Below are 24,778 nucleotides of genomic sequence, written 5' to 3'. Positions count from 1 at the left end.
CATGCTTAACAAACCGACTCTAACCGACGAAGATATGGCTTACACAATTCTCTCGGATCTCAAGAGGGTAACGCGCGAATACGCTACCGCGGCGACGGAATCCGTATGTCCGGAAGTTCGCCAAATGTTCACCCAATTGCTAAATAACACCCTTACCATGCAGGGCGAGCTGTATACCGCCATGCAACAAAACAATATGTATAATGCATCTTCTTCCGCTTTGAAGCAGGAAGTCGATAAACAGATCAAGCAATACCAGCAGACGCAGCAAAAAACCGCCCAATTCGTGCAACAAACGCAGGCTGCTCAAAGCCAGATACCTCCTGCTTCTACGGGTAACAACCCGATTCCTGCATACCAATAATCGATCTAAACATCCCCTATCGCTCAAGGCCCGCGATCCCCTTATTGGCACGGTTTGCCGATACGGGGATTTTTTCGAAGTTCCCCTTTTTTAACTTTTCATGCAGCCTGTATTTGATGTATGATGAAGAGTAACTCAGGAGGGATCACGATGAACGAATTCAAATTAAGCATCTTGGATCTGCTCAAGGAAGACGCCCGCTTGTCCGCAGCCACGATCGCTACTATGCTTGGCGCTAAGCAAGAGGACGTTTCCGCGGCGATAGCGGAGATGGAGCAGGATCACGTCATTGTTAAATACGCGACGGTCGTTAACTGGAGCAAGGTAGACGATGAGAAGGTGACGGCGCTTATCGAGGTTGAATGCACGCCCGAAAGAGGTCGCGGTTTCGAGAACATAGCGGAGCGCATCTATCTGTACCCGGAAGTGAAATCGGTTTACTTGATGTCCGGAGCCTATGACTTGCTCGTTGAGATCGAAGGGAAAAATCTGAAAGAGGTTGCCTCGTTCGTCTCCAACAAGCTCTCCACCATCGAATCCGTTATTTCGACCAAAAGCTTCTTCATTCTTAAGAAATATAAACAGGACGGCATTATTTTCGAAGAGTTCGAGGATGATCACCGTTTACTCGTGTCCCCATAAATAGCAGTCCATCGCAAAGGAAGAATGCCACATGATAAAAGATGAGGAAAAGCCGCAAATCCAGCAGATTGAACGGTCTCGGAGCGGCGGAATGCAACACCATCTTGCCGCGCACGCGCGCGCGATTCCGCCTTCTGGAATCCGGCGTTTTTTCGATCTGGTCAGCGCGAGCAAGGATAAGGATATCATTACGCTCGGTGTCGGCGAACCGGATTTCGTCACTCCATGGCGAGTTAGGGATGCCGCGGTGTATTCCCTCGAGAAGGGGAAGACGCAATATACTCCGAATGCGGGTATGCCCGAGCTGCGGGAAGCTATCGGACAATACTTAAACAATCAATTTCACCTGACTTACGACCCGGCTAAGGAAATGATCGTCACGGTCGGAGGCAGCGAAGGAATCGATCTCGCGCTGCGCGCTCTTATCGAGCCTGGCGACGAAATTCTCGTACCGGAACCGTGTTATATTTCTTATTCGCCGATTACGTCTCTCAGCGGAGGCGTGGCGGTAGGCATCGAGACGTTCGCGGAGGATCAGTTCAAGCTGACGGCCGCTAGCTTGAAAGCCGCGATCACGCCAAGATCGAAAATACTTATCCTCTGTTACCCGAGCAATCCGACGGGCGCCATCATGACGTACGAAGAAATGCTGCCGATTGCCAAGATCGTAGAAGAGAACGATTTGATCGTGATTTCCGATGAAATCTACGCGGAGCTTACCTTCAATGGAGGTCGCCACGCGAGCTTCGCGTCATTGCCGGGCATGAAGGACCGTACGATTCTGGTCAGCGGATTCTCCAAGGCATTCGCGATGACGGGTTGGAGGATGGGCTATGCTTGCGGCCATCCGGATCTTATCAGCGCCATGCTTAAGATTCATCAGTATACGATCATGTGCGCTCCCACGATGGGGCAAGTTGCTGCGCTCGAGGCGTTGACCAAGGGCGGTTTGGAAGAGAAGGATCGCATGATGGAATCCTATAACCAGAGACGTCGCCTTGTCGTGCAAGGCTTCCGGGATATGGGATTGGAATGCCACGAACCGCATGGAGCGTTCTATGCGTTCCCATCGGTTAAATCCACGGGTCTCACCTCCGAGCAGTTTGCAGAGAGATTGCTTCTGGAAGCTAAAGTAGCGGCTGTGCCAGGCCATGTATTCGGCAAAGGCGGAGAAGGATTTCTCCGATGCTGCTATGCGACTTCCGTTACGCAATTGACGGAAGCCTTGGAACGGATTAACCTATTTCTTAGAAGTTTGGAATAAAAAAGTACTTTTTATGGATTATTTTCAAAAAAGATGTTCTTTTTTATCTTATTTTGCTATAATAACCATGGTTTTCAACCTGCTGATATTCGGGATTTTCGTCATGAGAAGGGGGAATGTACATGGCTACGGCAGAGAATAAATCCATATCTATGTCGTCTTTACGCGCCCATGCACCCATCATCTCTCATTACCCAAGCCAGGTGACGGATTTAGCGGAAGAAATCGATCGGCTGCGCAGGGAAATGACGGATACCTTCTTGCAAGAGCATTCTTTAATCGCCGATTCGGTCATGGAGCTTAGCCGGAAGCTGGATCTTAAGATCAATGAATATATGAAACAAGTTCTCTTAAGTCGGGAGGAGGTTCGGTGATCAATTCGCCGGCCTCTTTTTTCTTTTTAGCGAAAATGCGTTTATGCTATAGTGAGATTACGCAAGGATAAGGGGGACGGGCGATGCTGTGGTTAATAATCGGAGGAATCGGAAGCGGGAAAACCGCATTCGCCGAGGAATTGGCTCTTACGGTCGGGCGTGAAGGAATCCGCTTGTTCTGTCCTCCTTTTCCTGATAACGACAATACAACAACGCAACGTTACGAAGAGACGAATGCCGATTTTCCTTGGGAATATTCCGCCGCGGACGAAACTCTTGCCCACAAGCTGAATGCGATTAATCTCGAATCCAACTTTTACAGGGCGGATCGTCGCGTGATCGTCGTGGATAGCTTGTCGGGCTGGCTGCGATCGGTATTCAATCGTATTGAGCCGGATTATCCTGACGCGCAAGCTCGGATCGATGCCGAGTGGCAAGAAGTTCTAACGGCTATCGTTGCTTTCCAAGGTAAAATCATCGTCGTTACCGAAGACGTTGCCGCGGGATTATTTCTAGGTTCAAGGGAACGGGATTTTCTCTATAAATTGGCAGCCGCCAATCGCAGATTAGTGGAAACGAGCAAAGTCCTGTACCGAATAACGTCGGGGATTGCCGCGGAAGTGAAGGGTTACCGATTGAAAAGGAGGCATTTAACGAATGAAAATATATACACGGACCGGCGATGAAGGAAAGACGTCGGTTATCGGCGGCCGAGTTAAGAAAGACGATACCAGAGTAGAGGCTTATGGGACGATCGACGAGTTGAACAGCTTCGTGGGGCTTGCGGCTTCCGTACTGGCTAAGGATGAAGGTGCCGATTGGCAGGATCTTCTCGAGCATCTAACGTTAATACAGCACGAGCTCTTCGATTGCGGATCGGATCTCTCTTACGCGGTGCCGGACCCCCTGAAGATGAAGGTCACGCCGGCCATGACGGAACGGCTGGAGGGCTGGATCGATCTTTATGAAGCGCAGACGCCGCCGATAACAAGGTTCATTCTTCCTGGAGGCAGCGAGGTTGCCTCTTCCTTGCACGTTTGCCGTACCGTTTGCCGCCGCGCGGAAAGACGGGTAGTCACGCTGTCAGACGAGCAAGACTGTCCCGTGGAGGTACGTAAATACTTGAACCGGCTATCGGACTTCTTCTTTACCGCGGCGAGAGCTTCCAATGCCCGGCTAGGACTCCTCGACGTGGAGTACGAGCGGGGAGCGCAAGTGTTTCGTCGGAGGTCTGATGGAACAAAATAATAGCGCGGAGTACTATGCCCCGATCGAGATCATCGCGAATGCCTCGGACGAAGGACGCAACCTAAGGGATGTCCTCCGCAAACGAATCGGAATATCCCGCAGGCTGATGGTGCGGCTTAAGACATCCGAGGAAGGATTGTCCGTGAACGGGCAGAAGGTTTGGCCGAACCACAAGGTGAGCGAGGGGGATGTCATTAGCCTGCGCATGGAGGCGGAATCGTCCGAAACGATACTGCCCCAACCGATGGAGCTGGATATCGTCTTCGAGGATAGCCATTTGCTGGTACTGAACAAACCGGCGGGAATCATCGTACATCCCACTACGGGACACTATCTCAACACGCTCGCGAACGGAGTGATGCATTATTGGCAGGAACGCGGGGAACGTATCCGGTTCCGGCCCGTGCATCGGTTGGACGAGCATACGTCCGGCTTAGTCGTCATCGCAAAGCACCCCTTGGCGCAACTACAATTATCCGCGCAGATGATGGAAGGAACGGTGACGAAGGAATACCGGACATTCGTCTATGGTCGTCCTCCAGAGAATGAAGGCGAGATCAATGCGCCTATCGGAAGACAGACGGAAGATCCCCATCGGCGCGTCGTTCGCGAAGACGGAGCACCGTCGCAAACGTTCTACAAAGTTGCGGAGACCTATTCCGATCAAGCCAGCGCTCTGGAAATTCGGCTTGGGACGGGGAGGACGCATCAGATAAGAGTCCATATGACTTCGATCGGCTGCCCGATCATCGGGGATAGCTATTATACGGAGGAGAAATGGACGACATCTTCTATCGGCACCAAACTCTCGGCGATCATAGACAGGCAAGCGCTTCATGCGGCAAGATTGGGTTTCCGTCATCCGGTCACGGGCGAGGAGATGAAGCTTGAAGCGACGCTCCCAGTTGATATGCTGCGGCTTCAGCAAGAGTTAAGAACGATAGATCGATAAGTGGTTGTTACTTGATCGATAAAGGGGTTTTCCGACGTGCCTAAGGCAAAAGTACTGAAAATGTATCACTTACCGACTTGCAGTACCTGCAAGAGCGCGATTAAAGCATTAAAGCATCAAGGATACGAGCTTGACCTTCATGATATTAAAGCGATACCGCCTGCTGCGGATGAGCTTATCGAACTTATAGCCATGAGCGGGTTGCCGATCTCCAAGTGGTTTAACGTATCCGGCGAAGTTTATCGGGAAATGGGACTAAAGGATAAGTTATCCGCGATGACCGACGAGGAGAAAATAAAGCTGCTTTCCTCGAACGGGATGCTGATTAAACGTCCGATCGTCAGCGACGGGAGCAAAGTAACCATTGGTTTCCGTGAGCAAGATTTCGGGCCGGTTTGGTACCGCTCATGAAGAACGTCCATTTTAGATCGAAGCGTCTTAACCTGCTTGGCTCCGCCATTTTCGCGGAGGTCGCGGAGTGGAAGCAGGAAGCGCGGCGCAATGGACTATCCGTCATCAGCCTGGATATCGGCAGCCCGGATCAACCGCCTCAGGAACAGATCCGCGCCGCGTTAGCGGCAGCAAGCTTACGGCCCGATACTTACCGTTATCCAGGAACGGAGGGTACGCTTGCCTTCAGGGAAACGGTCGCCAAGTGGTTCCGGCATCGGTTCCGGGTGGAGCTTGATCCCGGGAAAGAAGTGTTGTCGCTGATGGGGACTCAGGACGGACTGGCGCACTTGCCTCTCGCGATTAGCGATCCCGGGGACGCAGCGTTGTTGCCGGATCCGGGTTATCCGGTATATGGCGCTGGATTAGCGGTTGCCGGAGTCGATGCGATTCCGTTACCTTTGCTTCCGGAGAACGGCTATTTGCCCGATTTCGATGCGATTCCCCAAGCCGTCTGGGATAAAGTCAAATTCATGATTCTGAACTACCCGAGCAATCCGTTGTCCGTAACGGCGGACTTGGCTTTCTTCGAATGGGCGGTTTATACGGCTCGCAGACAGCAAGTGCTTCTCGTTCATGACAATGCCTATAGCGAGATGGCATTCGACGGATTGCGGCCTCCAAGCGTCCTAGAGATACCAGGTGCTTCCGATGTTGCGATAGAGTTCCATTCTCTCTCCAAATCCTATCATTTGGCCGGAACGCGTCTAGGTTTCGCGGTAGGAAACCGCGACGTTCTGGCAGCCTTGCGCGCGTTGAAGAACAATATCGACTTCGGCGTGTTTCTAGGTGCACAGGAAGCCGGAATAGCCGCGCTTGAGATGGATATGCGAGAACCCAAGCCGATAGCCGGCTTATACGAGAGACGCAGGGATGCTTTCGTTCATGCGCTTCGCGAGCAGGGCTGGAACGTTCCTTCGCCCCGGGCTACGATGTTCTTGTGGGCTCCGGTGCCGGAAGGGTGGACTTCCCGTTCTTTCTCGCAAGAATTGTTAACGTCGACGGGTGTTGCGTCCATCCCCGGAAATGCATTCGGCGGGCTTGGGGAAGGTTACGTTAGACTGGCTCTGGTAGAACCGGAGGATTGCCTGCTAGAGGCAGCCAAACGGATTGGCGGGTTTATTAAAACCAAGCACCCATGCTAGAATAGAGTAGATGAGAAGAGATAATACGATAGACTTACGGGGAGAGAACAACGTGCAAAGCAATCCTAATCTTAATAAAGTACTGCTCGTCGATGGAATGGCCGTTCTATTCAGAGCCTTCTTCGCTACGTCTTATTCCGGATATATTAGAAAAACGAAGGCTGGTTTGCCAACGAACGCGGTGTACGGCTTCGTCCAATACTTCTTCGACGCAATAAATACCTTTCAGCCTACGCATGTGGTCTGTTGCTGGGATATGGGAAGCACCACGTTCAGGACGGAGCAATTCGCGGATTATAAAGGCAATCGGCCCGAGGCTCCGCTAGAGTTGATCCCGCAGTTCGAGTTGGTTAAAGAAGTCGTCGCCGAGATGGGCGTCCCGAATATCGGGATCAGCGGTTTCGAAGCGGATGATTGCATCGGAACGCTGGCCAACCAGCTCAGCTTGGACTCGGAAGTCTATATTTTGACCGGCGACCACGATATGCTTCAATTGGTGAACGATCGGGTAAAGGTCGCCATCATGAAAAAAGGAAAATTGAATTACATGGTCTACGATCTGGAAACCTTGTTCGCGGAAAAACAATTGACTCCGCTGCAGGTAATCGATATCAAGGGCTTCATGGGCGATACGAGCGACAATTACCCCGGAGTTAAGGGGATCGGCGAGAAGATCGCATTGAAATTGCTTCAAGAATACAAAACCGTCGAAGGCGTACTGGAAAACTTGGACTTGCTCCCCAAAGGCGTGAAGGCCAAGATAGAGGCTAATTTGGATATGCTCCATCTCTCTAGGGATTTGGCGAGAATCCGATTGGACGTTCCCATCGCGTGCGCTTTGGAGGAATGCCATTGGAACCTGCGCAAGGAAGCGGCTGCCCTGAAGTTCGAAGAGTTGGAATTCGGCGGATTGGTTAAGCTTCTTGGATAACGTCCCCCATTCTAATTTCCACGATCAAATGGAAACCGAATCCGAGGAATACAAGTAAAGCAATCTCATAACGAAGAGTGCTACAGTTAAGGGGAAACGCGGCAGCTCTTACGATAATCCCGGGCGGAAGTCCGGGTTATTTTTTTGAACGATTTGAAGGGAGAGGGATAGGAAAGTGAAAAACTTCATGGACGACAACTTTTTGCTTCAGAATTCCGTATCGGAACGGCTGTACCATGACTTTGCTGCGCCTCAGCCGATCATAGATTATCATTGCCACTTAAATCCGCAGGAGATTTACGAGGACAAGCGCTTTAATAACTTAGCGGAGATATGGCTTTACGGTGACCATTACAAATGGAGGGCCATGCGGGCGAACGGGATACCCGAATCGCTCGTTACCGGAGGACCCGGGGTGAGCGATTACGATCGCTTCATGGCTTGGGTCAAGACGGTACCTGCGACGATTGGCAACCCTCTGTATCATTGGTCTCATCTGGAGCTACGCCGATATTTCGGCATCGAGGAAACGATTAACGAGAAGAATGGACCTTTGATATGGGAAAAGGCAAACGCGATATTGCGGACGGACGGATTTTCCGTTAGGCGGATCATTCGCGATCAGCGGGTTCACGTCATTTGTACGACGGACGATCCGACGGATACGCTCGAATATCATGAGGGTATCCAATCGCTGGAAGATTTCGACTGCCTAGTGCTCCCCTCGTTCCGTCCCGACAAAGGCTTGGAAATACGGAGGAACACGTTCTTACCGTGGGTCAAGAAACTGGGTCATGCTGCGGCAATGCCGGTGAATACATATGAGCAATTTCTAGAGGCATTGGAAAACAGGATCGATCATTTCGCCAAGGTCGGGTGCAAGGTTTCGGATCATGCGCTGGATCAAGTTTATTATGCCGAAACAAGCTTAGAGGAAGTATCGGTGATTTTCGCCAAGGCCTTGAACGGGAAAACGCTCAGCTTAGAGGAAGAACAGAAGCACAAAACATTTACGTTGATCCACCTAGGCTCGCAATACGCCAAGCGCGGTTGGACGATGCAACTGCATATTCATGCCTCGCGTAATAACAATAGCCGCATTTTTAACAAGCTAGGTCCAGATACGGGGTTCGACTCCATTCATGACGGCCAGCTCGCCTATCCGCTAATGAAAATTCTGGATGGAATCGAAGCCAGAGACGGCTTGCCTCAGACGATACTTTATTCTTTGAATCCGAAGGACTATTACGTTCTGGGCACGGTGATGGGAAGTTTCCAGGACGGCAATGTCCCAGGAAAAATTCAACTAGGTTCCGCATGGTGGTTTAACGATACGAAGGATGGCATGCTGGAGCAGATGAACGTGCTGGCCAACCTTGGGCTCTTGAGCCGCTTTGTCGGGATGCTTACCGATTCCCGCAGCTTTCTTTCCTATCCGCGGCACGAATATTTCAGGAGAATTCTTTGCAATATGCTTGGAGAGTGGGTTGTTCGGGGCGAAGTACCTTACGATCCGGAGCTTCTGGGCGGCATGGTGGAAAATATCTGTTATAAAAACGCGAAAAACTACTTTGGGTTTTAAGTTGAACTCTTATCGCGAAAAAACCGTCAGGGATCTCCTGACGGTTTTCTGTGATAGGCTAATGTAATCCCGGTTCGTCGCTCTCGCTATGGACGTCGTGGTCGCCAGGGTAATCGCGATCCATCCCCGCGTGGAGCTCCCGGTTCTCATAGCTGAATGAGTTAGGCGAACGTTGATCGTCTCGCCACGGGGTGCTTTTGCCTAAAGTCGCCGATAGGTTGTCGGAGCCGTAAGGACCTTCGGGAAATTCCTCCGCGGTCAAGTCGTTGCGTTGCGATTCTACCGTGGCTAAATCGGCTTTCGGTTGCTTTTTCTCCGAGCGAAACGGGAACATGACGGAAACCTCCTAACGGAATAGGGTAATTTTCATTAGAATATCCGTTTGTCCCGCCCGCTAGTCCGTAAAGTTCACGGCGCCCAGGACAAGGCTGAGGAATTGGGAGAGCTCGGCTGCTTCCTCCTCGTTAATGCGGAATACCGACTCCAGCACGCCTTCTTCCTCCAGGTCGTCGGGGCCGAGAATGGCGCTTCGGCCGAACATTAAATCCGTAACGAGTTTCTTGCCGTAAAACCGGTTCGTCGACAGGATCGCTAAGTCGAAGCGTTTCAAGCCGGGCGTAACGAACGTAACGAAGCGAGTCGTCGTCTGTTCCGTCGAATCCGACAAGAAATCGAAATCCTTCATATTCATCGTATAAGTCCTCCTTGGCGTTGCTGCTTTCCCCATTATAAATGATCGAAGAGGTCTTGCCTAACTTGGATAATTTTGATAATCTATAGCTGTTCATGTTTGCACGAAGAGGAAGCACCTCATCGCCGACCGGCGGGAGGTGCTTTTTTGCGTTCCAACGCCGGCTTTGCTGCTGAACAGACCATTATTACGCCGCTGAAGCGGCTAAGGAGGATTCAGGATGCAGGTCGTGTTTTTGAATCAATTCGAACGGGTAACAGGTCAGTCGGAGGAAAGAGCGCATGTGTTCATCGGGGAGCTTCAAGGGATTTGGAGCGCAGGCTGGCGCGTGATTGACCAGCAACAATCCGCCGTAGAAGACTTATGGTACGAGGGCATGAGTTGGGAAGAGTTGCTCGCCGCCTTCCGTCATGGCGTGGCGCTTAAGATGAAGCTGGGCTTTCGTCCCTTGCTGGACGGAATGCTGGAGGAAACTCCGTTCTGGGAGCGTCGCCCGGCCCTTCCGCAATTGCTTCAGTGCTATGCGGACTCGCAAGAGGCCGAAGAGATCGCCGCGGGTCTTCGGGTATGGAGAAGAGCCAAAGCCGTTGAAGAGAAGAAATCCGCTTACCTGATCTCGACCAATCGCGAACTGCAGATGCTGGCGGTATACTTGCCGCATACGCTCGAAGAGTTAGGACAAATTCCGGGATTCGGCAAAGTCAAAGTCGAACGCTACGGGAATGAAATCATTGAATTGCTTAAGACTGCCGAGCGGAAACACGCTTATCCGCTTGACGCTTGGATAGCAAGCGCCGTAAGCGATGACCAATTATCTTCCTGGATGTTCCAGCAGAAGGAAGAGAAATACGGCAAAGCATTGGCCACGGTGAAAGAAAAGAGGTCGCTGCTGCACGGTATCCGAGAAGGGCGGAACCTCGAACAACTCGAGGGCGAACTGAACTGCCCGCGCCGTAAGCTGCTGGAGCGCATCGAGAGGTTGGACGAAGAAGGTTACGATGTGTTGCCCGTAGTGGACAAGGAGCTGCTCGAGTTAACCCCGGAAGAATCCATCCAAATCGAATCGGCCATGCAGCAGCTAGGCGACCGCTATTTAAAGCCGTTGCTGCGCAAGGTGTATGGGGAAGCAAGCGCCAGCGAAGATGAGGTGGAAAGGCAGTACGAGAAGCTGCGGATGATGCGGATCCGGCATCGCCGCGTGAGCAGGGCGGTTGTCTGAGGCGATCAACGCCGACTTAAGAATAAGCCCGTCTCCGAGGAGGAGGCGGGCTTAAGTCAAGTATTCAGTCAATAATTTCATGGCGTTATAGCCAATCTTTCTTGCGGAAGAAGTAGAACATGCCGAAACCGATCGCACCCATGCAGATGATTAATACAACCGACCCAAAGCTGAAATGCATGCCGGGAATATAATCGAAATTCATTCCGTATATCCCGGTAATGAACGTTAAAGGCATGAAGATGGTCGTTAGAGCGGTAAAGACGCGCATGATTTCATTCGCGCGGTTGGCGAGACTGGACTGGTAAGCTTCCCGTAAGTTGCCCATGAGATCGCGGTACGTTTCAAAGGTTTCGTAGATTTTTACCGCATTCTCGTGTATATCGCCGAAATACTTCTGCAGTTCGTTATCGATAAGCCGCAAATCCTTCTTGTTCAAGGTCGCTATTAATTCGCGTTGCGGGCCTAACACCTTCTTGAGCCATAGAATTTCGCTTCGGAGACCGATAATTTCAGTCAGATGCGATTTCTTCGTATGCATGAGAATATCTTCCTCAAGGCTCTCGATTCTAGCCTCGATCCGGTCTCCGACGGAAATATAATTGTCGACTACGATGTCGACAAGGTGATAGAGGAACCGGTCGGACGTATTGACCTCTTGCTCCCAGAGGATAGGCTTAACGCTGCGGAGCTCGTTGATCTTCTGGCGGGTAACCGTAATGAGATAATGTCGGCCAAGGAAAATGTTCAACGCCCGAAGGAAGATTTCCTCGTCATCGAAGCGGATGCTGTTAATGACGAGGAAATATTGGTTCTCGTAAATTTCAAGCTTTGGACGCTGTTCCTCCTCCACAAGGCAATCCTCGACCGCTAAGTCATGGAGGCCGAACAAAGGCTGCAAGATGATAAGGTCGTCGACGTCCGCGTCGATCCAATAAAAGCCGTTCTTAGGCGGAATCAGCGTTTCGTTAATATCCTCGATGGTCGTAAATACGCCATTATTTACTAATCTAATTTTCATGGGATTCGCTCCTTTGCATGTCCAGAACAGGTTCATGCAGGACGGACGCTCTCCACTGGAAAGTGAAATCTTAGCCGAAGAGTCCGGACAAAGAAATAGTCCCAGATGCGGAATTCCATCCTGCATGCTTTATTATATTGTCGTTGGGCCTGGGATTATCGCCTTCCATGTCCGGCTCCCCCCCTTTGTAGTCGAATAGTTGATGTCGATTCGTCGCTATGGACGTGTTAAGTATAATCCTCACCCCTCGAACCTTTCAAGGAGAAAATTTGACAAGAGCAATGGGAAAACGGCACCTTGACTGCTATCGGATTTTCGGGTACATTAAGGGTAGTTTTCCCTACAACCGAATAGAGTTTGCCATCTTATCAAGAGCAGGCGGAGGGACTAGCCCTATGAAGCCCGGCAACCGACGTAGTCATTAGACGCACGGTGCTAAATCTTGCGGAAACGTAAAGTTTCTGACAGATGAGAGGGGCGCGCGTACGATCTGCTACACGACCCTATCTCATTTGGGGTCGTTTTTTTGTTTGTCTCATTACCCGCAACATGACAGGAGGATAAGAACATGCCAATTAAAGTGCCAGACCATTTGCCGGCTAAGGAAGTGCTGGCGGGAGAGAATATTTTCGTCATGGACGAAAGCGTTGCTTACCATCAGGATATTCGCCCGCTGCGAATTGCGATCTTGAATTTAATGCCGACCAAAGAAACGACGGAAACACAATTGCTTCGCCTGATCGGGAATACCCCGCTGCAGCTGGAAGCCGTGCTCATTCACCCGAAGACGCATATGTCCAAGAACACTTCCGCCGAGCATTTGGCCAGCTTTTATAAAACGTTCGAAGATATCAAAGACGAGCAATACGACGGCTTCATCATCACGGGAGCTCCCGTAGAGCACCTTCCTTTCGAAGATGTGACCTACTGGGACGAGTTGAAAGAAATCATGGACTGGACGGTAAGCAACGTCACCTCTACGCTTCACATCTGTTGGGGCGCCCAAGCGGGATTGTACCACCACTTCGGGGTTCCGAAATATTCTATGCCTGAGAAAATTTTCGGAGTGTACCCGCATGGCATATCGAAGCCGAACACGCCGCTATTGCGCGGATTCGACGAAATGTTCTATGTGCCGCAATCCCGCCACACGGATGTGCTTCGCGAAGATATCGATAAAATCCCGGAGCTGGAAGTCTGGTCAGAGTCCGAGGAAGCGGGCGTATACATCGCCGCTGCTTCCGACGGCAAACAAATCTTCGTGACCGGGCACTCCGAATACGATCCGCAATCCTTGAAATGGGAATACGACCGGGATAAAGCGAAAGGGCTTCGCATCGACGTGCCCAAGAATTATTTCCCGAACAACGATCCATCTCGAGTACCGGTATCGACTTGGCGGGCGCATGCCAACTTGCTGTTCTCCAACTGGTTGAACTATTACGTTTACCAAGCCACGCCGTTCGAGCTTGGCAAAGCGAACCAATATACGTTGCGATAGGAGGCCGCTTACTATTATGAAAATCGAAAGCCGTTTGGCCCAAATCGGATCGCAGAACGATCCGCAAACCGGTGCAGTCAGTTATCCCATTTATCATTCAACGGCTTTCCGTCATCCCCGCCTCGGTCAGAGCACGGGATTCGACTATTCCCGCACCAAGAGCCCGACGCGTTCCGTTCTCGAAGACGCTGCCGCGGATTTGGAGAGCGGAGACGCGGGTTTTGCCTGCAGCTCGGGCATGGCTGCGTTGCAAACCATCTTCGCCCTCTTCGGCCAGGGAGACCATCTGTTGGTCTCGCTGGATCTCTACGGCGGTACATACCGTCTGCTGGAGAAAATCATGTCCCGTTTCGGCGTGACGGCTTCCTATATCGATACTAACGATCTCGATGCGCTGGAATCCCGGCGGACGCCGAATACGAAAGCGATTCTGATCGAGACGCCGACGAACCCGCTCATGATGGTAACCGATATCGCAAAGGTAGCGGCATGGGGGAAACAAAAAGGGCTGCTCACCATCGTAGACAACACCTTGCTGACGCCTTATTTCCAACGTCCGCTTGAGCTGGGCGCGGATATTATCGTCCATAGCGCGACGAAATACTTAGGCGGGCATAACGACGTTCTCGCGGGGCTTATCGTCACGAAAGGCGAGAAGCTGTCCGCGGACGTAGCCTTCCTGCACAATTCGATCGGAGCGGTGCTCGGTCCGCAGGATTCCTGGCTGCTCATGCGGGGCATGAAAACGTTGGCGCTTCGCATGGAGCGCCATCAATATAACGCGACGCGCATAGCCGAGTGGCTGAAGACTCATCCATCCGTCGAAGAGGTGTATTATCCGGCGCTTCCGCATCATCCCGGGCATGCTATTCAGAAAACCCAATCTTCCGGCAATACGGGAATATTTTCCTTCAAGATGAAGAATGCCAGGACGATCGAACCGATTCTTCGCCACATTCGATTAATTGCGTTCGCGGAAAGCTTAGGCGGCGCGGAATCCCTTATGACTTATCCAGCCGTTCAGACGCATGCCGATATTCCCGAGGAAATTCGCCGTGCCGTCGGAGTAGATGACCGTTTACTGAGGTTCTCCGTCGGGATCGAACATGTGGACGATATCATGAATGACCTGAATCAAGCGATTGAAGCCGCGGAGCGGGAAATTAACGGATAACGAGGTGCGATCGGAGGGAAGCTGCCATATGAGATACGATTTCGATAAAATCATTGACCGGACCGATACGGCCTCTTATAAATGGGATCAATGCGAGAAGCTGTTCGGCCGGCCGGACATCCTGCCTTTATGGGTCGCGGACATGGATTTCGAAGCTCCGAAGGAAGTCGTGGAAGCGATCACGCGCCGAGCGGAGCAAGGAATATATGGATACACGGTTCGTACGCAAGCTTTCTACGATGCGATTGTAGGGTGGTTATCCAAACGGCACGGATGGACGATCAACCAAGAGTGGATCTCCTCCAGCCCCGGCGTCGTTCCGGCTTTAAGCATCATGGTGCTGGCTTTCACGGAGCCCGGGGACGGTATCATCCTGCAATCCCCCGTATATTATCCGTTCTATGACGTAATCAAGATGAACGGACGAACCGTCGTCGACAACCCGTTGATCCTCGAGGACGGACGATATTCGATCGACTTTGAGTTGCTGGAGGAGCAAGCGAAGGCTGGCGCCAAAATGTTGCTCCTGTGCTCTCCGCACAATCCGGGCGGACGCGTATGGAAGCAAGAGGAATTGGAGCGAATTGGCGACATTTGCTCGAGATACAACGTGCTAGTCGTAGCGGATGAGATTCATCAAGATCTTGTATTCTCCGGACATAAGCATGTTCCATACGCCTCATTATCTGAAACGTTCGCGCAGCATTCGGTCACTTGTATCACGCCGAGCAAAACCTTTAACTTGGCAGGCCTCCAAGCTGCGTCGGTAATTATCCCGAACGGGGAGATCCGGCGCAAATATAATGCCCTGCTGAAAACATTATCCATTCACATGGAGAGCTATTTCGGGCTGACCGCGATCGAGAGCAGCTACACGCACGGCGAAGAGTGGCTCGATCAGTTGTTGGATTACTTGGAAGGTAACCTGAACGCGTTGCTATCGTTCGCGGAGCAGCATCTTCCGCAAGTGAAGATCATAAAGCCTGATGGAACCTACTTGGTATGGATGGATTGCACTGCCGTTTCGAACAAGGCTCAAGAGCTTAAGCAACTCATGTTCGACAAGGCAGGCGTCGCGTTCAGCGAAGGCTCCGTCTTCGGTAAACAAGGAGAGGGATTCTTGCGCGTGAATATCGCATGCAGGCGATCCTTGCTGATGGAAGCTTTAGAGAAATTCGCCTCAGCCGTTAAAGAAACGAATAAATAGTCAAAAGCCCGCGGGTGACTGCCGCGGTGTTTTTGTGTTACGATGAGGTAATCGATGCAGCATAGCACAAGGACTATAGTCCCGTAAGAAGGAGGGTCCGGATATGAACCAAGTGGACCGGATTTTAGAAGGAGCTTTACAAGGGAAGAGATTGCGGTTAGAAGATATCGTTGCCTTATTCGAGAGCGATGAGATAGAGAAGATGGGACATACGGCGAACCAACTGATGCTAAGGAAGCATCCGGAGCCGATTACGACGTTCGTGGTAGGGCGTAACGTGAATTATACGAACGTATGCGACGTATATTGCAGGTTCTGCGCTTTCTACCGTGCGCCAGGCTCCAAGGAAGGGTACGTTTTGCCGGACGAGCTCATCTTCCGGAAGATTCAGGAGACGATCGATGTAGGCGGAACTGAAATCCTGATGCAGGGCGGTACGAACCCGGATTTACCGTTTAGTTATTACTTGGATTTGCTGCGTGCGATTAAGCAGCGTTTCCCCGAAATTACGATGCATTCCTTCTCGCCTGCGGAAATCCGCAAGATGCAGGTGGTGGCTGGCAATATTCCGCTTGAGGATGTCGTCCGCCAGCTTCATGAAGCCGGCCTTGACTCGCTGCCAGGCGGAGGAGCGGAAATCCTGGATGATAGGACCCGCCAAAAAATCAGTCGCCTGAAGGGCACGTGGCGCGATTGGATGGACGTCATGACAACAGCTCACAAAGCGGGCATGAACACAACTGCTACGATGGTTATCGGTTTCGGCGAGTCCATGGAGGAACGGGCGCTGCATCTTATGCGCGTTCGTGACGCTCAAGACGAGTGCCTAAACAACAACTATCCGTCGCCGGGATTCTTGGCGTTCATTCCTTGGACCTTCCAACCCGAGAACACCAATATGAAGCGCGTCAAGGCTACGCCGGAGGAATACCTGAAGACGCTGGCGATTAGCCGGATTGCGCTCGATAATATCGATAATTTCCAATCTTCGTGGGTAACGATGGGGCCTGATGTAGGGAAGTTGTCGCTTTCCTACGGCTGCAACGACTTCGGAAGCACGATGATCGAAGAAAACGTGGTTTCCGCGGCGGGTACGACGCATAAGGTCAATATCGAACTTATCCTTAAATTGATCCGCGAAGCTGGGAAAATACCCGCGCAACGCAACACGAAGTACCAGACCATCAAGATTTACAACGAGAACGATACGGTTACGAAGGATTACGTGATGCAGAATTAATTCTTGCCGTTACAAAAGCAAAAACTCCGCCCCTGCTTGAAGGGCGGAGTTTTTTACATTTTCGAAAAGCTAACTCGATATCGATTGATCCGTTAGCGCAGCCGTAGCCAGCACCGTACGGTTCTTGCCGGAATGCTTGGCTTCGTACAGGGCGGCATCCGCCCCTAGGAATAATTCTTCCCTGCCCATTCCTGGGAAATAAGGATTCAATCCGATGCTGACCGTTACGTTCGAATGCTGAAGCGCAGCATGTGTAGTCGATGCGATTGAGTTCCGTATATCCTCCACGAGATCGAATACCTCTTGAAAGCTTTTTTCAGTAAACAGGATAACGAATTCTTCCCCGCCATACCGCGCGACAATATCGTTGCTTCCCGTCTTTGAACGAGCGATTGAAGCGACTTCCTTAAGAACCTCGTCCCCGGCTTTATGCCCATAGGTATCATTGACCATCTTGAAATTGTCGATGTCCATGATCGCTAAATGCAATAACATCCCGCCTTTGTCGGCTTGCTCTACAAGATGATCCTTATATTCATGATATGCCATATGGTTATAGGTATCGGTTAAGGCATCCGTCTTGGCGAGCTTGTCCATCAAGATCGTTCGGACGAGCAGTTCTTGATTGGATTCGTATGAAGTGCGGAGATGAATTAACACTTCTCTGCCCCGTGCCAATACAACGAACGCGATACCGCTGTATATCAGAAGAATACTCGCCATAGCCATAAGTCCAACGAAGGTAACATTGCGATTGATATCCGGATCAAAGATGTATATGCAGAGCAACGCAATTCCCGTATTCAAGATAGCGAAAAGCAATTTCTTATATTGGAAATAAAATATGCTGATCATGATGGGGAAAAAGAGGAAGAACAGGAGATACTCCAATGAGGAGTGAATTGTCGTTATCGTTACGGTCATCAAAGTGGCGGCGGAAATGAGAACGTAGTCGTGATGTTTAGATAAATATCGTACGCCGAGTTCTGCAAGCAATACGACAATAGCAAGGATAACCGTAGGCCTAATGATGTATGCATGAATGAATTCTACGGTAGGAACCTTAGTGCCGATCAAAAAAAGGCATTCGACGAGGATCGAGATTAGCAATGCCGCCCAATAACTCTTGATGAGCATACGATTCCAGCGTTCTTGATTAATTTCCAACGAAGGCAAAGACATATGGACTTCCTTTCACGATCAAACTTCATAAAATATACCATAACCAACAACCCATCGTATATCCCTTTTTGGGCCACCATATAGTAAGTAACAAGCATGGAGGATGGAGGTGTAGATTTGAAGAAGGCACAATTCGTTGTAGAGTACGGGAATGATCATCCTTCGTTGGAACGTCTAGCCGGTATGCTGAATCGTACTTTAGTCGGCACGGAAAATCCCGTGGGCAGCGTGGAATGGGAACTGTGCCGGGAAGACGGGTATATCCGTTGCCAATTTCCTTTAGGGCCTGGCCCCCAAGATAAAAAGAAATATTGCGATCGGGTGGGGCGGGTGCTTGCGGAATATATGCTGTCCGATCAGGAGCCTTCATTGCTCCGAAGCCTGTATCAGACGCGCTTAGGGCTTAAAGACGAGGTTGAGACCGATTTATTGATCGCGGAAGCCGTTTCCTTGTTGGATGGCGAGCCGGAGATCGGAGAAGTTTGGATGGGGCGAGGCAGAGAAAGACGGCTGCAGAAGCTGGCGTCCCGTTTTTCCCTTTACTTAGAGGATCACGAGCGTTTGCATCTGGATGGTTTTTTGAGATTTCGACTAAGCGATTACCGTGCCGAAGTCCAGGAGGCAGCGGAAACGGCGATAGAAGAAAGGCTAATGGAGAGGCAGTATCAGGAATTCATGACGCTTCTCAAATCGATGGTGGAATGGCAGGAGACAAGAACATCCACCGTGCACGTTCTGCATTCCGGAGGGCACGCTTTTCGATTGCTGGATGAGGAGATGCGCCCGCTTGAACAGGAGAATCCGGATTTGAATGGGTCCGAGAAGAGGGGTCATCTAGAGGTGCGCGAGGAGGAGCAGGAGGAAGAAAGCCGTGTCGTAAGTCGATTGCTTGCGGCATCCCCTCGCCAATTGTATATTCACACGAAGGAGCCGGAATCGCAGGTCATTCGCACCATTATCGGGATTTTCGGGGATAGAGCCGCTTTTTATCCCGATTTGCCGGCCCATTAACCGATCATTAACTGTTGACCCTTGACTGGAACACCTTCAAGTAGTTATAATGTTCGATATCAATCCACATTCAGAAGCGATGAGAAAGCCAACAATGCTAGTACTGGACGGCACAGAGAGAGGAACCTAGGCTGCAAGTTCCTTCCGATACCGACTGGCGTTGACCCCTTTCGAGCTGCCGGGATGAATGCGCGGATCACCATGGTGATGGCGCTAGTATTCCCTGCCGGGTCATGACCGTTATCTACATGCCAGAGTATCGGTAGTTCGCAATTGCCGGTTAATGGAGGGTGGAACCACGGGCCGCATTCAGAGCACCCGTCCCTTTCGGGACGAGGTGTTTTTTTGTTTCCCAAAAAAACAAAGGAGGTATTCGAATATGTCGGTTCAAGTGAAATTGCCCGATGGAGCGATCCGATCCTACGATGCGGGCGTTACTGTCGAGGATGTCGCTTTCTCGATCAGCCCCGGGCTAAAGAAGGTCGCGGTTGCGGGTAAAGTAGATGGTAAAGTGGTGGATTTGAATACTACGCTTTCCCAAGACGTTGCTCTTGAGATTGTAACCCTCGATAATGCGGAAGGGCTGGAAGTGATGCGCCACAGCACGGCTCACTTGCTAGCGCAAGCCATTAAACGGATTTACGGCGCGGATAAAGTAAAGCTGGGCATTGGTCCTGTCATTGAAGACGGCTTCTATTACGATATCGATATGGAACAGCCTATTTCCTCGGAGGATCTCTCCCTTATCGAAAAGGAAATGGAGAAAATCGTAAAGGAAAACCTGCCCATCGTAAGGCGGGAGGTTAGCCGGGACGAGGCGCTTCGTATTTTCGAGGAAATCTCCGATCCGTTAAAGCTTGAGCTGATTCGAGACTTGCCGGAAGGAGTCGCGATCACCCTCTATGACCAGGGCGAGTTCTTCGACCTCTGCCGCGGGCCTCACCTTCCGTCGACTGGACGGATCAAATCGTTCAAGCTGCTCAGCGTTGCCGGTGCTTACTGGCGCGGCGACAGCAAGAACAAGATGCTGCAAAGGATATACGGAACGGCATTCGCGAAGAAAGCCGAGCTGGACGATCACCTTCACTTCCTTGAGGAAGCCAAGAAACGGGATCACCGTAAGCTAGGCCGCGAGTTGAAGATGTTCACTTTCTCGCGCGAGGTTGGCCAGGGATTGCCGTTATGGCTGCCGTACGGAGCGAAGCTTCGTCAAACTTTGGAGCGATATATCGTGGATCTGGAGGAAAGACTAGGGTATTCCCATGTGTACACTCCGGTTCTCGCGAATGTGGATCTTTATAAGACTTCGGGACACTGGGAGCATTATCAAGAAGATATGTTCCCTAAAATGATTCTGGACAACGAAGAACTGGTTCTTCGGCCGATGAACTGTCCGCACCATATGATGGTATATAAGAGCGAAATGCGCAGCTATCGCGACTTGCCGGTTCGGGTTGCCGAGCTCGGCACTATGCATCGTTACGAGATGTCCGGGGCTTTGACAGGTTTGCATCGGGTGCGCGCCATGACGTTGAACGATGCGCACATTTTCTGCAGGTTCGATCAAATCAAGGATGAATTTACCCGGGTCGTGAATCTTATTCGCGAAGTTTACGAAGATTTCGGAATTAAGGATTATCGTTTCCGTTTGTCGTACAGGGACCCTAAGGATACCGAGAAGTACTGGCCTGACGACGAGATGTGGGAAACTTCCCAGCGTATGCTGCGCGAAGTCGTGGAGGAGCTCGACCTGCCGTTCTTCGAAGCGGAGGGCGAAGCGGCATTCTACGGTCCGAAGCTCGACGTTCAAATCAAAACGGCGTTAGGCAAGGAAGAGACGCTGTCGACCGTGCAATTAGACGTTCTCCTTCCGGAGCGATTCCAACTTGAATATACCGGGGATGACGGCAAGAAGCACAGGCCAGTCGTTATTCACAGAGGCATCATCAGTACGATGGAGCGCATGACCGCATTCCTATTGGAGAATTTCGCGGGGGCGTTGCCGCTCTGGCTGTCGCCCGTTCAAGCGAAGCTGATTCCCGTCAATCCGATCTACGAGCCTTATGTCAGAGAGGTCGAAGAGAAGCTGCAACGTGCCGGCGTTCGCGTGGAATCGGATTTGCGCAACGAGAAGCTCGGATATAAGATCCGCGAAGCCCAGTTGGAGAAAATTCCATACATGCTCGTTATCGGGGAGAATGAGTCCTTGAACGGCACCGTATCCGTCCGCCGCCGCGGCGAAGGGGATTTGGGTGCGCAGTCTGTCGACGAGTTCGTAGCAAGGATTTCCGGAGAAATCGCTTCTAAACGCATTGATTGAAGTTGAATATTAATAGGATAAGAGAAGGAGCCCATGAGCGAATTTGCTTGCGGGCTCTTCTTCCGGGCGAGGATGGGATTGTCGCGTATTTCCTATTAAATGGAAAATATTCTCTTTTTATTGCGTTTATGATAGAATAAGATTACTTCAAATATGCGTCCTTTTAGGAGTGGCTGGAAACATGGACTTCCTCCGTGATTCTCAATTACCGGAAGCGTTCTGGTCAGAAGAAGAAGTACTAGGCGAGCTTTATACCCAGATGTTGAAGGTCGTTCGCCATAAGCTGTGGCATAAGAACGATGCGGGTGACGTGGTACAAGAAGCCTGGGTGCGTATTTTAGAGAAGAGATCGACATTGCGGCACAAGGAAAAGTTAATTCCTTGGGCCAAGGCGATCGCCTCTAACCTTGCTTCGAATGCTAATCGCGCAAGGCGTCACGAGCGAATCGACGATTATCTGGAGCATGAGATCGCGGGTATCAAATCTGTTTTTGATCCGGAGTCGATGATGGAACTGTCCGATTTATTGGGGCGGTTGGATCCTGTTACAAGAACGCTTCTTCTGTATAAGTTCTATTACGGTCTGAAGGATGCCGAAATCGCGACGGCGCTGCAATTGCCCGTTGGTACCGTAAAAGCCCGGATTCATCGCGGCAAGGCGAGGTTGAAAACCCAAGTCGAGGACGTAGATCGATATACATAATCCATTTCTTCTCTGTCCATGCTATGGTGTGGAGGTGAGGATGACAGTGGCAAAGAATAAGAAACAAAAAATGGGAAACGCAAATGCCTACCAAGCGGAATTTGCATCTGAATCGAATGTTAGCAACAGCACGGCTAACAAAGCCTCTCAAAAAAATTCAAATCAGTCCAATCGCTAGTTACTAAGTGTCGGATTTGCGCGAAAGAGACCCCTAACGGTCTCTTTCTTTTTGTCAATAATCGGTATATAATGTTAGAAAAACTAACATAATTTCGATAATTGAATGGTTGGAGTGGTGCGAGATGGCGCAATGGCAACGGTGGTTAAAGGGCAGTGGCAAGGGATCGAACCAAATTCGAATTGCTCGGCCAGATCATACAAGCGTTGCCGCTACGGAGGAGAATACCTCTGATGAGACGAAGCCAGAAGCCCTTCGACATATGATAGAGGAAGCCGTTGTTATCGCGGATCGTCTTCAGGCGGCGGTTTCCGAAGTAGACTCCAGCATGAGCCAGCTGGATGGCATAGCCGATCGGGCTGCGGAACAAGAGGAGAAGCTGCGCCAGCACAGTAAAACGGCAATGATTCGCTTGGAAGAGGCATTCTCCTCGTTGCAGGAGGTATCCGCGGCCTCTCAAGAAATTCGCGGAGTTACGGAGGAATTGAGCTCCCAAAGCCAGAAGACGAGAGAAGTCGTCGTTGAGGTATGCCGCTCCCTGAACCATACCGATGAGGTCATGAACGACCTATCCCATAATCACGGATCGATGGAGGAGCGCGTAAACGGCTTGATCGCGCAGGCTTCCAAGATTAGCGAGATCAACGAGCTGATTCAAGAAATCGTCACGCAAACCTCCTTGCTTGCATTGAATGCCGCGATTGAAGCCGCTCATGCGGGAGAGCATGGGCGCGGATTCTCGATCGTTGCCCAAGAGATCAGGAAGCTGGCGGAGCAAAGCGGACAAGCAGTCAAGCGTTCGACGAGCATCGTACAGAATATCGAGTCGGGTATTCGCCAGGTGGTAAGTTCGGTTGAGCAAGAGAAGAAATCAGTATCCCTCGGGCTAGTCGAAATGAGCAAGACTCGGGAGAAAATGGACGTCATCTTCAATTCGTTCTTAAAGGTAGACGAGCACGTTGGTAAAACGCTTGAATTCGCGGTTGAGCAAGCGGATCGAACGACAGCCGCAAACGCTATGCTCGTGGATGTAGTCGAATCCGTTAGCTTGACGTTAGGCAGCGTAGATGACACGTTGGCCCAGAATAAGCGACAAAGGGCGGAAATCAATAACTTAGGACGCGTATCCGAAGAGCTTAAAGAATCGGCGGATGAATTGGTATCAGCGGTGCAGAACGCGGGCGGGCGCGCGTGGGAAGGCGCAGTCGCTTCCGATACAGCCCGTTGGTCAGATCTGCTGCGTACCTTGGCGTCTGATCCTACTCTTGCCGGAATGTCGGAGGACAATCATCGCGAGGTGCTCGGAGGATGGCTGAAGAGAACGGCGGGAATGGAAGCGATCTGGTCTAATAGAAGCGATGGTTCCTTTGTCTATTCCGAGCCGGAAGCCGGATTATTGAACGCTAGAGGCCGGGAATGGTGGAAGAGGGCCATGGAAGGGGAAACCTTCGTATCCGAGGTGTACATCTCCGCCATCACGAAGAGGCCCTGCATGACAGTTTCTATGCCGCTGAGAAGGATCGATGGGACGGCTTTCGGGGTAATCGGAATCGATATTGTGGTTTCTTAACAAATAAATCGGCAAAAACAGTTCTCAAATGGAGAAATTTCCGGTATGATAGTGATAATGTGATGAAAGTTAACAAGAATTAGGCAGGTGATCTATCATGATGGAACCTTCGGTATCGATTCCGCTCTCATCCGCTCCTCGACGCAAAACCGCGGAGGTACATTCCTTGCTGGAAGCATTAATTTCCAAGCGGGAGCAGGAGATTACTGAGATTGAACAGATGGTGGAACGCTACGAGCGGAGACTAAGGCTGGAGGAACAGGCTTATCGGTCGATGTCTACGCTTCGCCGCATGTTATCCGGCAAGAAGCCTGACCATCATTTGGCGCTTGAATATATTCATTATGTTAAAAAACCGATCGAAAAGGCGAGAGCGCTTCGTATCGAGATTGCCGGATATCGCGAAATGTTGAACGGCTCCGTGCCTGCGGTACTTCCGGATCTATTACCCTAATTGACGAAGACATGAAAAAAGGTTGGGCTGCTGCCCAATGTCATTAAGTTAAGGCGCAGGGCCAAAATTAAGAACAAGAGCAGGTTATCTAAAAGATAGCCCGCTCTTTTTTTTGCATGAAAAAATGAAAACAGGACTTGACAAGTAGATGAAAAAGTGTGGCGAAGCCCCTTGAAAAAACGAGGAGGTTACGCCAATGAATGCCTATGCGAATTCGCTAAAAGAAACGCTGACATCCCTCATACGAGAAATGTCAGCATCACCAGCACCTTATGTCAAAAACCCTAGAAAAGATTTTACCCGAAAGAAAAAGTTGCCCTTTGAAACGGTTATGCAACTCTTAATCTCAATGGGC

Annotated in this window: 25 protein-coding genes and 1 riboswitch; of the genes, 21 read left to right on the top strand and 4 right to left on the bottom strand. The window is 50.8% G+C overall.

Annotated features, from left to right (window positions below; translation table 11 throughout):
• The first annotated feature begins 1 nt into the window (after position 1).
• The 11 genes from E2980_RS07700 (at position 2) to uxaC (ending at position 8,952) form a co-directional block, all read left to right on the top strand.
• Entirely contained in the window at positions 2-364 is a 363-nt protein-coding gene (locus E2980_RS07700) for a spore coat protein (protein ID WP_135151600.1), read from the top strand.
• A 150-nt stretch (positions 365-514) separates the two neighbouring features.
• A complete protein-coding gene (locus E2980_RS07695; protein ID WP_135151599.1) occupies positions 515-1,006 on the top strand; it encodes an Lrp/AsnC family transcriptional regulator in 492 nt (163 codons plus the stop codon).
• A gap of 31 nt (positions 1,007-1,037) precedes the next feature.
• A complete protein-coding gene (locus tag E2980_RS07690) occupies positions 1,038-2,270 on the top strand; it encodes an aminotransferase class I/II-fold pyridoxal phosphate-dependent enzyme (RefSeq protein WP_135151598.1) in 1,233 nt (410 codons plus the stop codon).
• A gap of 122 nt (positions 2,271-2,392) precedes the next feature.
• A complete protein-coding gene (locus E2980_RS07685; RefSeq protein WP_240702928.1) occupies positions 2,393-2,644 on the top strand; it encodes an aspartyl-phosphate phosphatase Spo0E family protein in 252 nt (83 codons plus the stop codon).
• Positions 2,645-2,727: 83 nt separating this feature from the next.
• The gene (locus E2980_RS07680) at positions 2,728-3,330 is read left to right on the top strand and encodes a bifunctional adenosylcobinamide kinase/adenosylcobinamide-phosphate guanylyltransferase (protein WP_135151597.1); all 603 of its coding nucleotides are present in this window, start codon (positions 2,728-2,730) and stop codon (positions 3,328-3,330) included.
• Positions 3,302-3,892 (top strand): cob(I)yrinic acid a,c-diamide adenosyltransferase, encoded by a 591-nt coding sequence (locus tag E2980_RS07675; protein WP_135151596.1) that lies wholly within the window; start codon positions 3,302-3,304, stop codon positions 3,890-3,892. Before E2980_RS07680 ends, E2980_RS07675 begins: the two co-directional genes overlap by 29 nt.
• A complete protein-coding gene (locus tag E2980_RS07670) occupies positions 3,879-4,844 on the top strand; it encodes an RluA family pseudouridine synthase (RefSeq protein WP_135151595.1) in 966 nt (321 codons plus the stop codon). Before E2980_RS07675 ends, E2980_RS07670 begins: the two co-directional genes overlap by 14 nt.
• Before the next feature lie 36 nt (positions 4,845-4,880).
• Positions 4,881-5,255 (top strand): Spx/MgsR family RNA polymerase-binding regulatory protein, encoded by a 375-nt coding sequence (locus E2980_RS07665; protein WP_420808627.1) that lies wholly within the window; start codon positions 4,881-4,883, stop codon positions 5,253-5,255.
• Entirely contained in the window at positions 5,252-6,439 is a 1,188-nt protein-coding gene (locus tag E2980_RS07660; RefSeq protein ID WP_135151594.1) for an aminotransferase class I/II-fold pyridoxal phosphate-dependent enzyme, read from the top strand. The genes E2980_RS07665 and E2980_RS07660 overlap by 4 nt, the downstream gene beginning before the upstream one ends.
• Positions 6,440-6,449: 10 nt before the next feature.
• Complete coding sequence (locus E2980_RS07655) at positions 6,450-7,370, top strand: 5'-3' exonuclease (RefSeq protein WP_135151593.1); 921 nt, start codon at positions 6,450-6,452, stop codon at positions 7,368-7,370.
• A gap of 175 nt (positions 7,371-7,545) precedes the next feature.
• Positions 7,546-8,952: a glucuronate isomerase gene (gene uxaC / locus E2980_RS07650; protein ID WP_135151592.1), complete on the top strand. Its 1,407-nt coding sequence runs from the start codon at positions 7,546-7,548 to the stop codon at positions 8,950-8,952.
• Between the two features lie 58 nt (positions 8,953-9,010).
• Here uxaC and E2980_RS07645 read toward each other — a convergent pair whose 3' ends face one another.
• Together E2980_RS07645 and E2980_RS07640 are read right to left on the bottom strand one after the other, a co-directional pair.
• Positions 9,011-9,286, bottom strand: coding sequence for a hypothetical protein (locus tag E2980_RS07645; RefSeq protein ID WP_135151591.1), 276 nt, complete (start codon positions 9,284-9,286; stop codon positions 9,011-9,013).
• Between the two features lie 60 nt (positions 9,287-9,346).
• Entirely contained in the window at positions 9,347-9,643 is a 297-nt protein-coding gene (locus E2980_RS07640) for a DUF3055 domain-containing protein (protein WP_205699943.1), read from the bottom strand.
• A 220-nt stretch (positions 9,644-9,863) separates the two neighbouring features.
• On the opposite strand from E2980_RS07640, the gene E2980_RS07635 reads away from it, so the two are divergent.
• Entirely contained in the window at positions 9,864-10,862 is a 999-nt protein-coding gene (locus E2980_RS07635) for an HRDC domain-containing protein (protein ID WP_135151590.1), read from the top strand.
• A gap of 85 nt (positions 10,863-10,947) precedes the next feature.
• Here the strand turns inward: E2980_RS07635 and corA are convergent, their stop codons facing one another.
• Positions 10,948-11,883: a magnesium/cobalt transporter CorA gene (gene corA, locus E2980_RS07630; protein ID WP_135151589.1), complete on the bottom strand. Its 936-nt coding sequence runs from the start codon at positions 11,881-11,883 to the stop codon at positions 10,948-10,950.
• 362 nt (positions 11,884-12,245) lie between these two features.
• Positions 12,246-12,358, top strand: a riboswitch (SAM riboswitch).
• Between the two features lie 93 nt (positions 12,359-12,451).
• On the opposite strand from corA, the gene metA reads away from it, so the two are divergent.
• The 4 genes from metA to mqnC all read left to right on the top strand — a co-directional run bounded on the left by metA (position 12,452) and on the right by mqnC (position 17,005).
• The gene (gene metA, locus E2980_RS07625; protein ID WP_135151588.1) at positions 12,452-13,384 is read left to right on the top strand and encodes a homoserine O-acetyltransferase MetA; all 933 of its coding nucleotides are present in this window, start codon (positions 12,452-12,454) and stop codon (positions 13,382-13,384) included.
• 16 nt (positions 13,385-13,400) lie between these two features.
• Positions 13,401-14,558, top strand: coding sequence for a PLP-dependent transferase (locus E2980_RS07620; protein WP_135151587.1), 1,158 nt, complete (start codon positions 13,401-13,403; stop codon positions 14,556-14,558).
• A gap of 28 nt (positions 14,559-14,586) precedes the next feature.
• Positions 14,587-15,765 (top strand): MalY/PatB family protein, encoded by a 1,179-nt coding sequence (locus tag E2980_RS07615; protein ID WP_135151586.1) that lies wholly within the window; start codon positions 14,587-14,589, stop codon positions 15,763-15,765.
• Between the two features lie 103 nt (positions 15,766-15,868).
• On the top strand, positions 15,869-17,005 hold the full coding sequence (mqnC, locus tag E2980_RS07610; RefSeq protein ID WP_135151585.1) for a cyclic dehypoxanthinyl futalosine synthase: 1,137 nt from the start codon (positions 15,869-15,871) through the stop codon (positions 17,003-17,005).
• A 69-nt stretch (positions 17,006-17,074) separates the two neighbouring features.
• Here mqnC and E2980_RS07605 read toward each other — a convergent pair whose 3' ends face one another.
• On the bottom strand, positions 17,075-18,187 hold the full coding sequence (locus tag E2980_RS07605) for a GGDEF domain-containing protein (RefSeq protein WP_135151584.1): 1,113 nt from the start codon (positions 18,185-18,187) through the stop codon (positions 17,075-17,077).
• A gap of 117 nt (positions 18,188-18,304) precedes the next feature.
• Here E2980_RS07605 and ytxC point away from each other — a divergent pair, with 117 nt between their 5' ends.
• The 5 genes from ytxC to E2980_RS07580 all read left to right on the top strand — a co-directional run bounded on the left by ytxC (position 18,305) and on the right by E2980_RS07580 (position 24,423).
• Complete coding sequence (gene ytxC, locus E2980_RS07600) at positions 18,305-19,198, top strand: putative sporulation protein YtxC (RefSeq protein WP_167747028.1); 894 nt, start codon at positions 18,305-18,307, stop codon at positions 19,196-19,198.
• A 379-nt stretch (positions 19,199-19,577) separates the two neighbouring features.
• Complete coding sequence (gene thrS / locus E2980_RS07595; protein WP_135151582.1) at positions 19,578-21,518, top strand: threonine--tRNA ligase; 1,941 nt, start codon at positions 19,578-19,580, stop codon at positions 21,516-21,518.
• Between the two features lie 181 nt (positions 21,519-21,699).
• Positions 21,700-22,221 (top strand): RNA polymerase sigma factor, encoded by a 522-nt coding sequence (locus E2980_RS07590; RefSeq protein ID WP_135151581.1) that lies wholly within the window; start codon positions 21,700-21,702, stop codon positions 22,219-22,221.
• A 302-nt stretch (positions 22,222-22,523) separates the two neighbouring features.
• Complete coding sequence (locus tag E2980_RS07585) at positions 22,524-23,969, top strand: methyl-accepting chemotaxis protein (RefSeq protein WP_135151580.1); 1,446 nt, start codon at positions 22,524-22,526, stop codon at positions 23,967-23,969.
• Between the two features lie 97 nt (positions 23,970-24,066).
• Positions 24,067-24,423 carry a hypothetical protein gene (locus E2980_RS07580; RefSeq protein WP_240702927.1) on the top strand — a complete coding sequence of 119 codons (357 nt, stop codon included), beginning with the start codon at positions 24,067-24,069 and terminating at the stop codon, positions 24,421-24,423.
• Positions 24,424-24,778: the final 355 nt, after the last annotated feature.

It is taken from the genome of Cohnella luojiensis (genome assembly GCF_004564235.1).
Classification (GTDB): Bacteria; Bacillota; Bacilli; order Paenibacillales; family Paenibacillaceae; genus Cohnella; species Cohnella luojiensis.
This window is presented reverse-complemented; position numbering and strand designations above follow the sequence as displayed.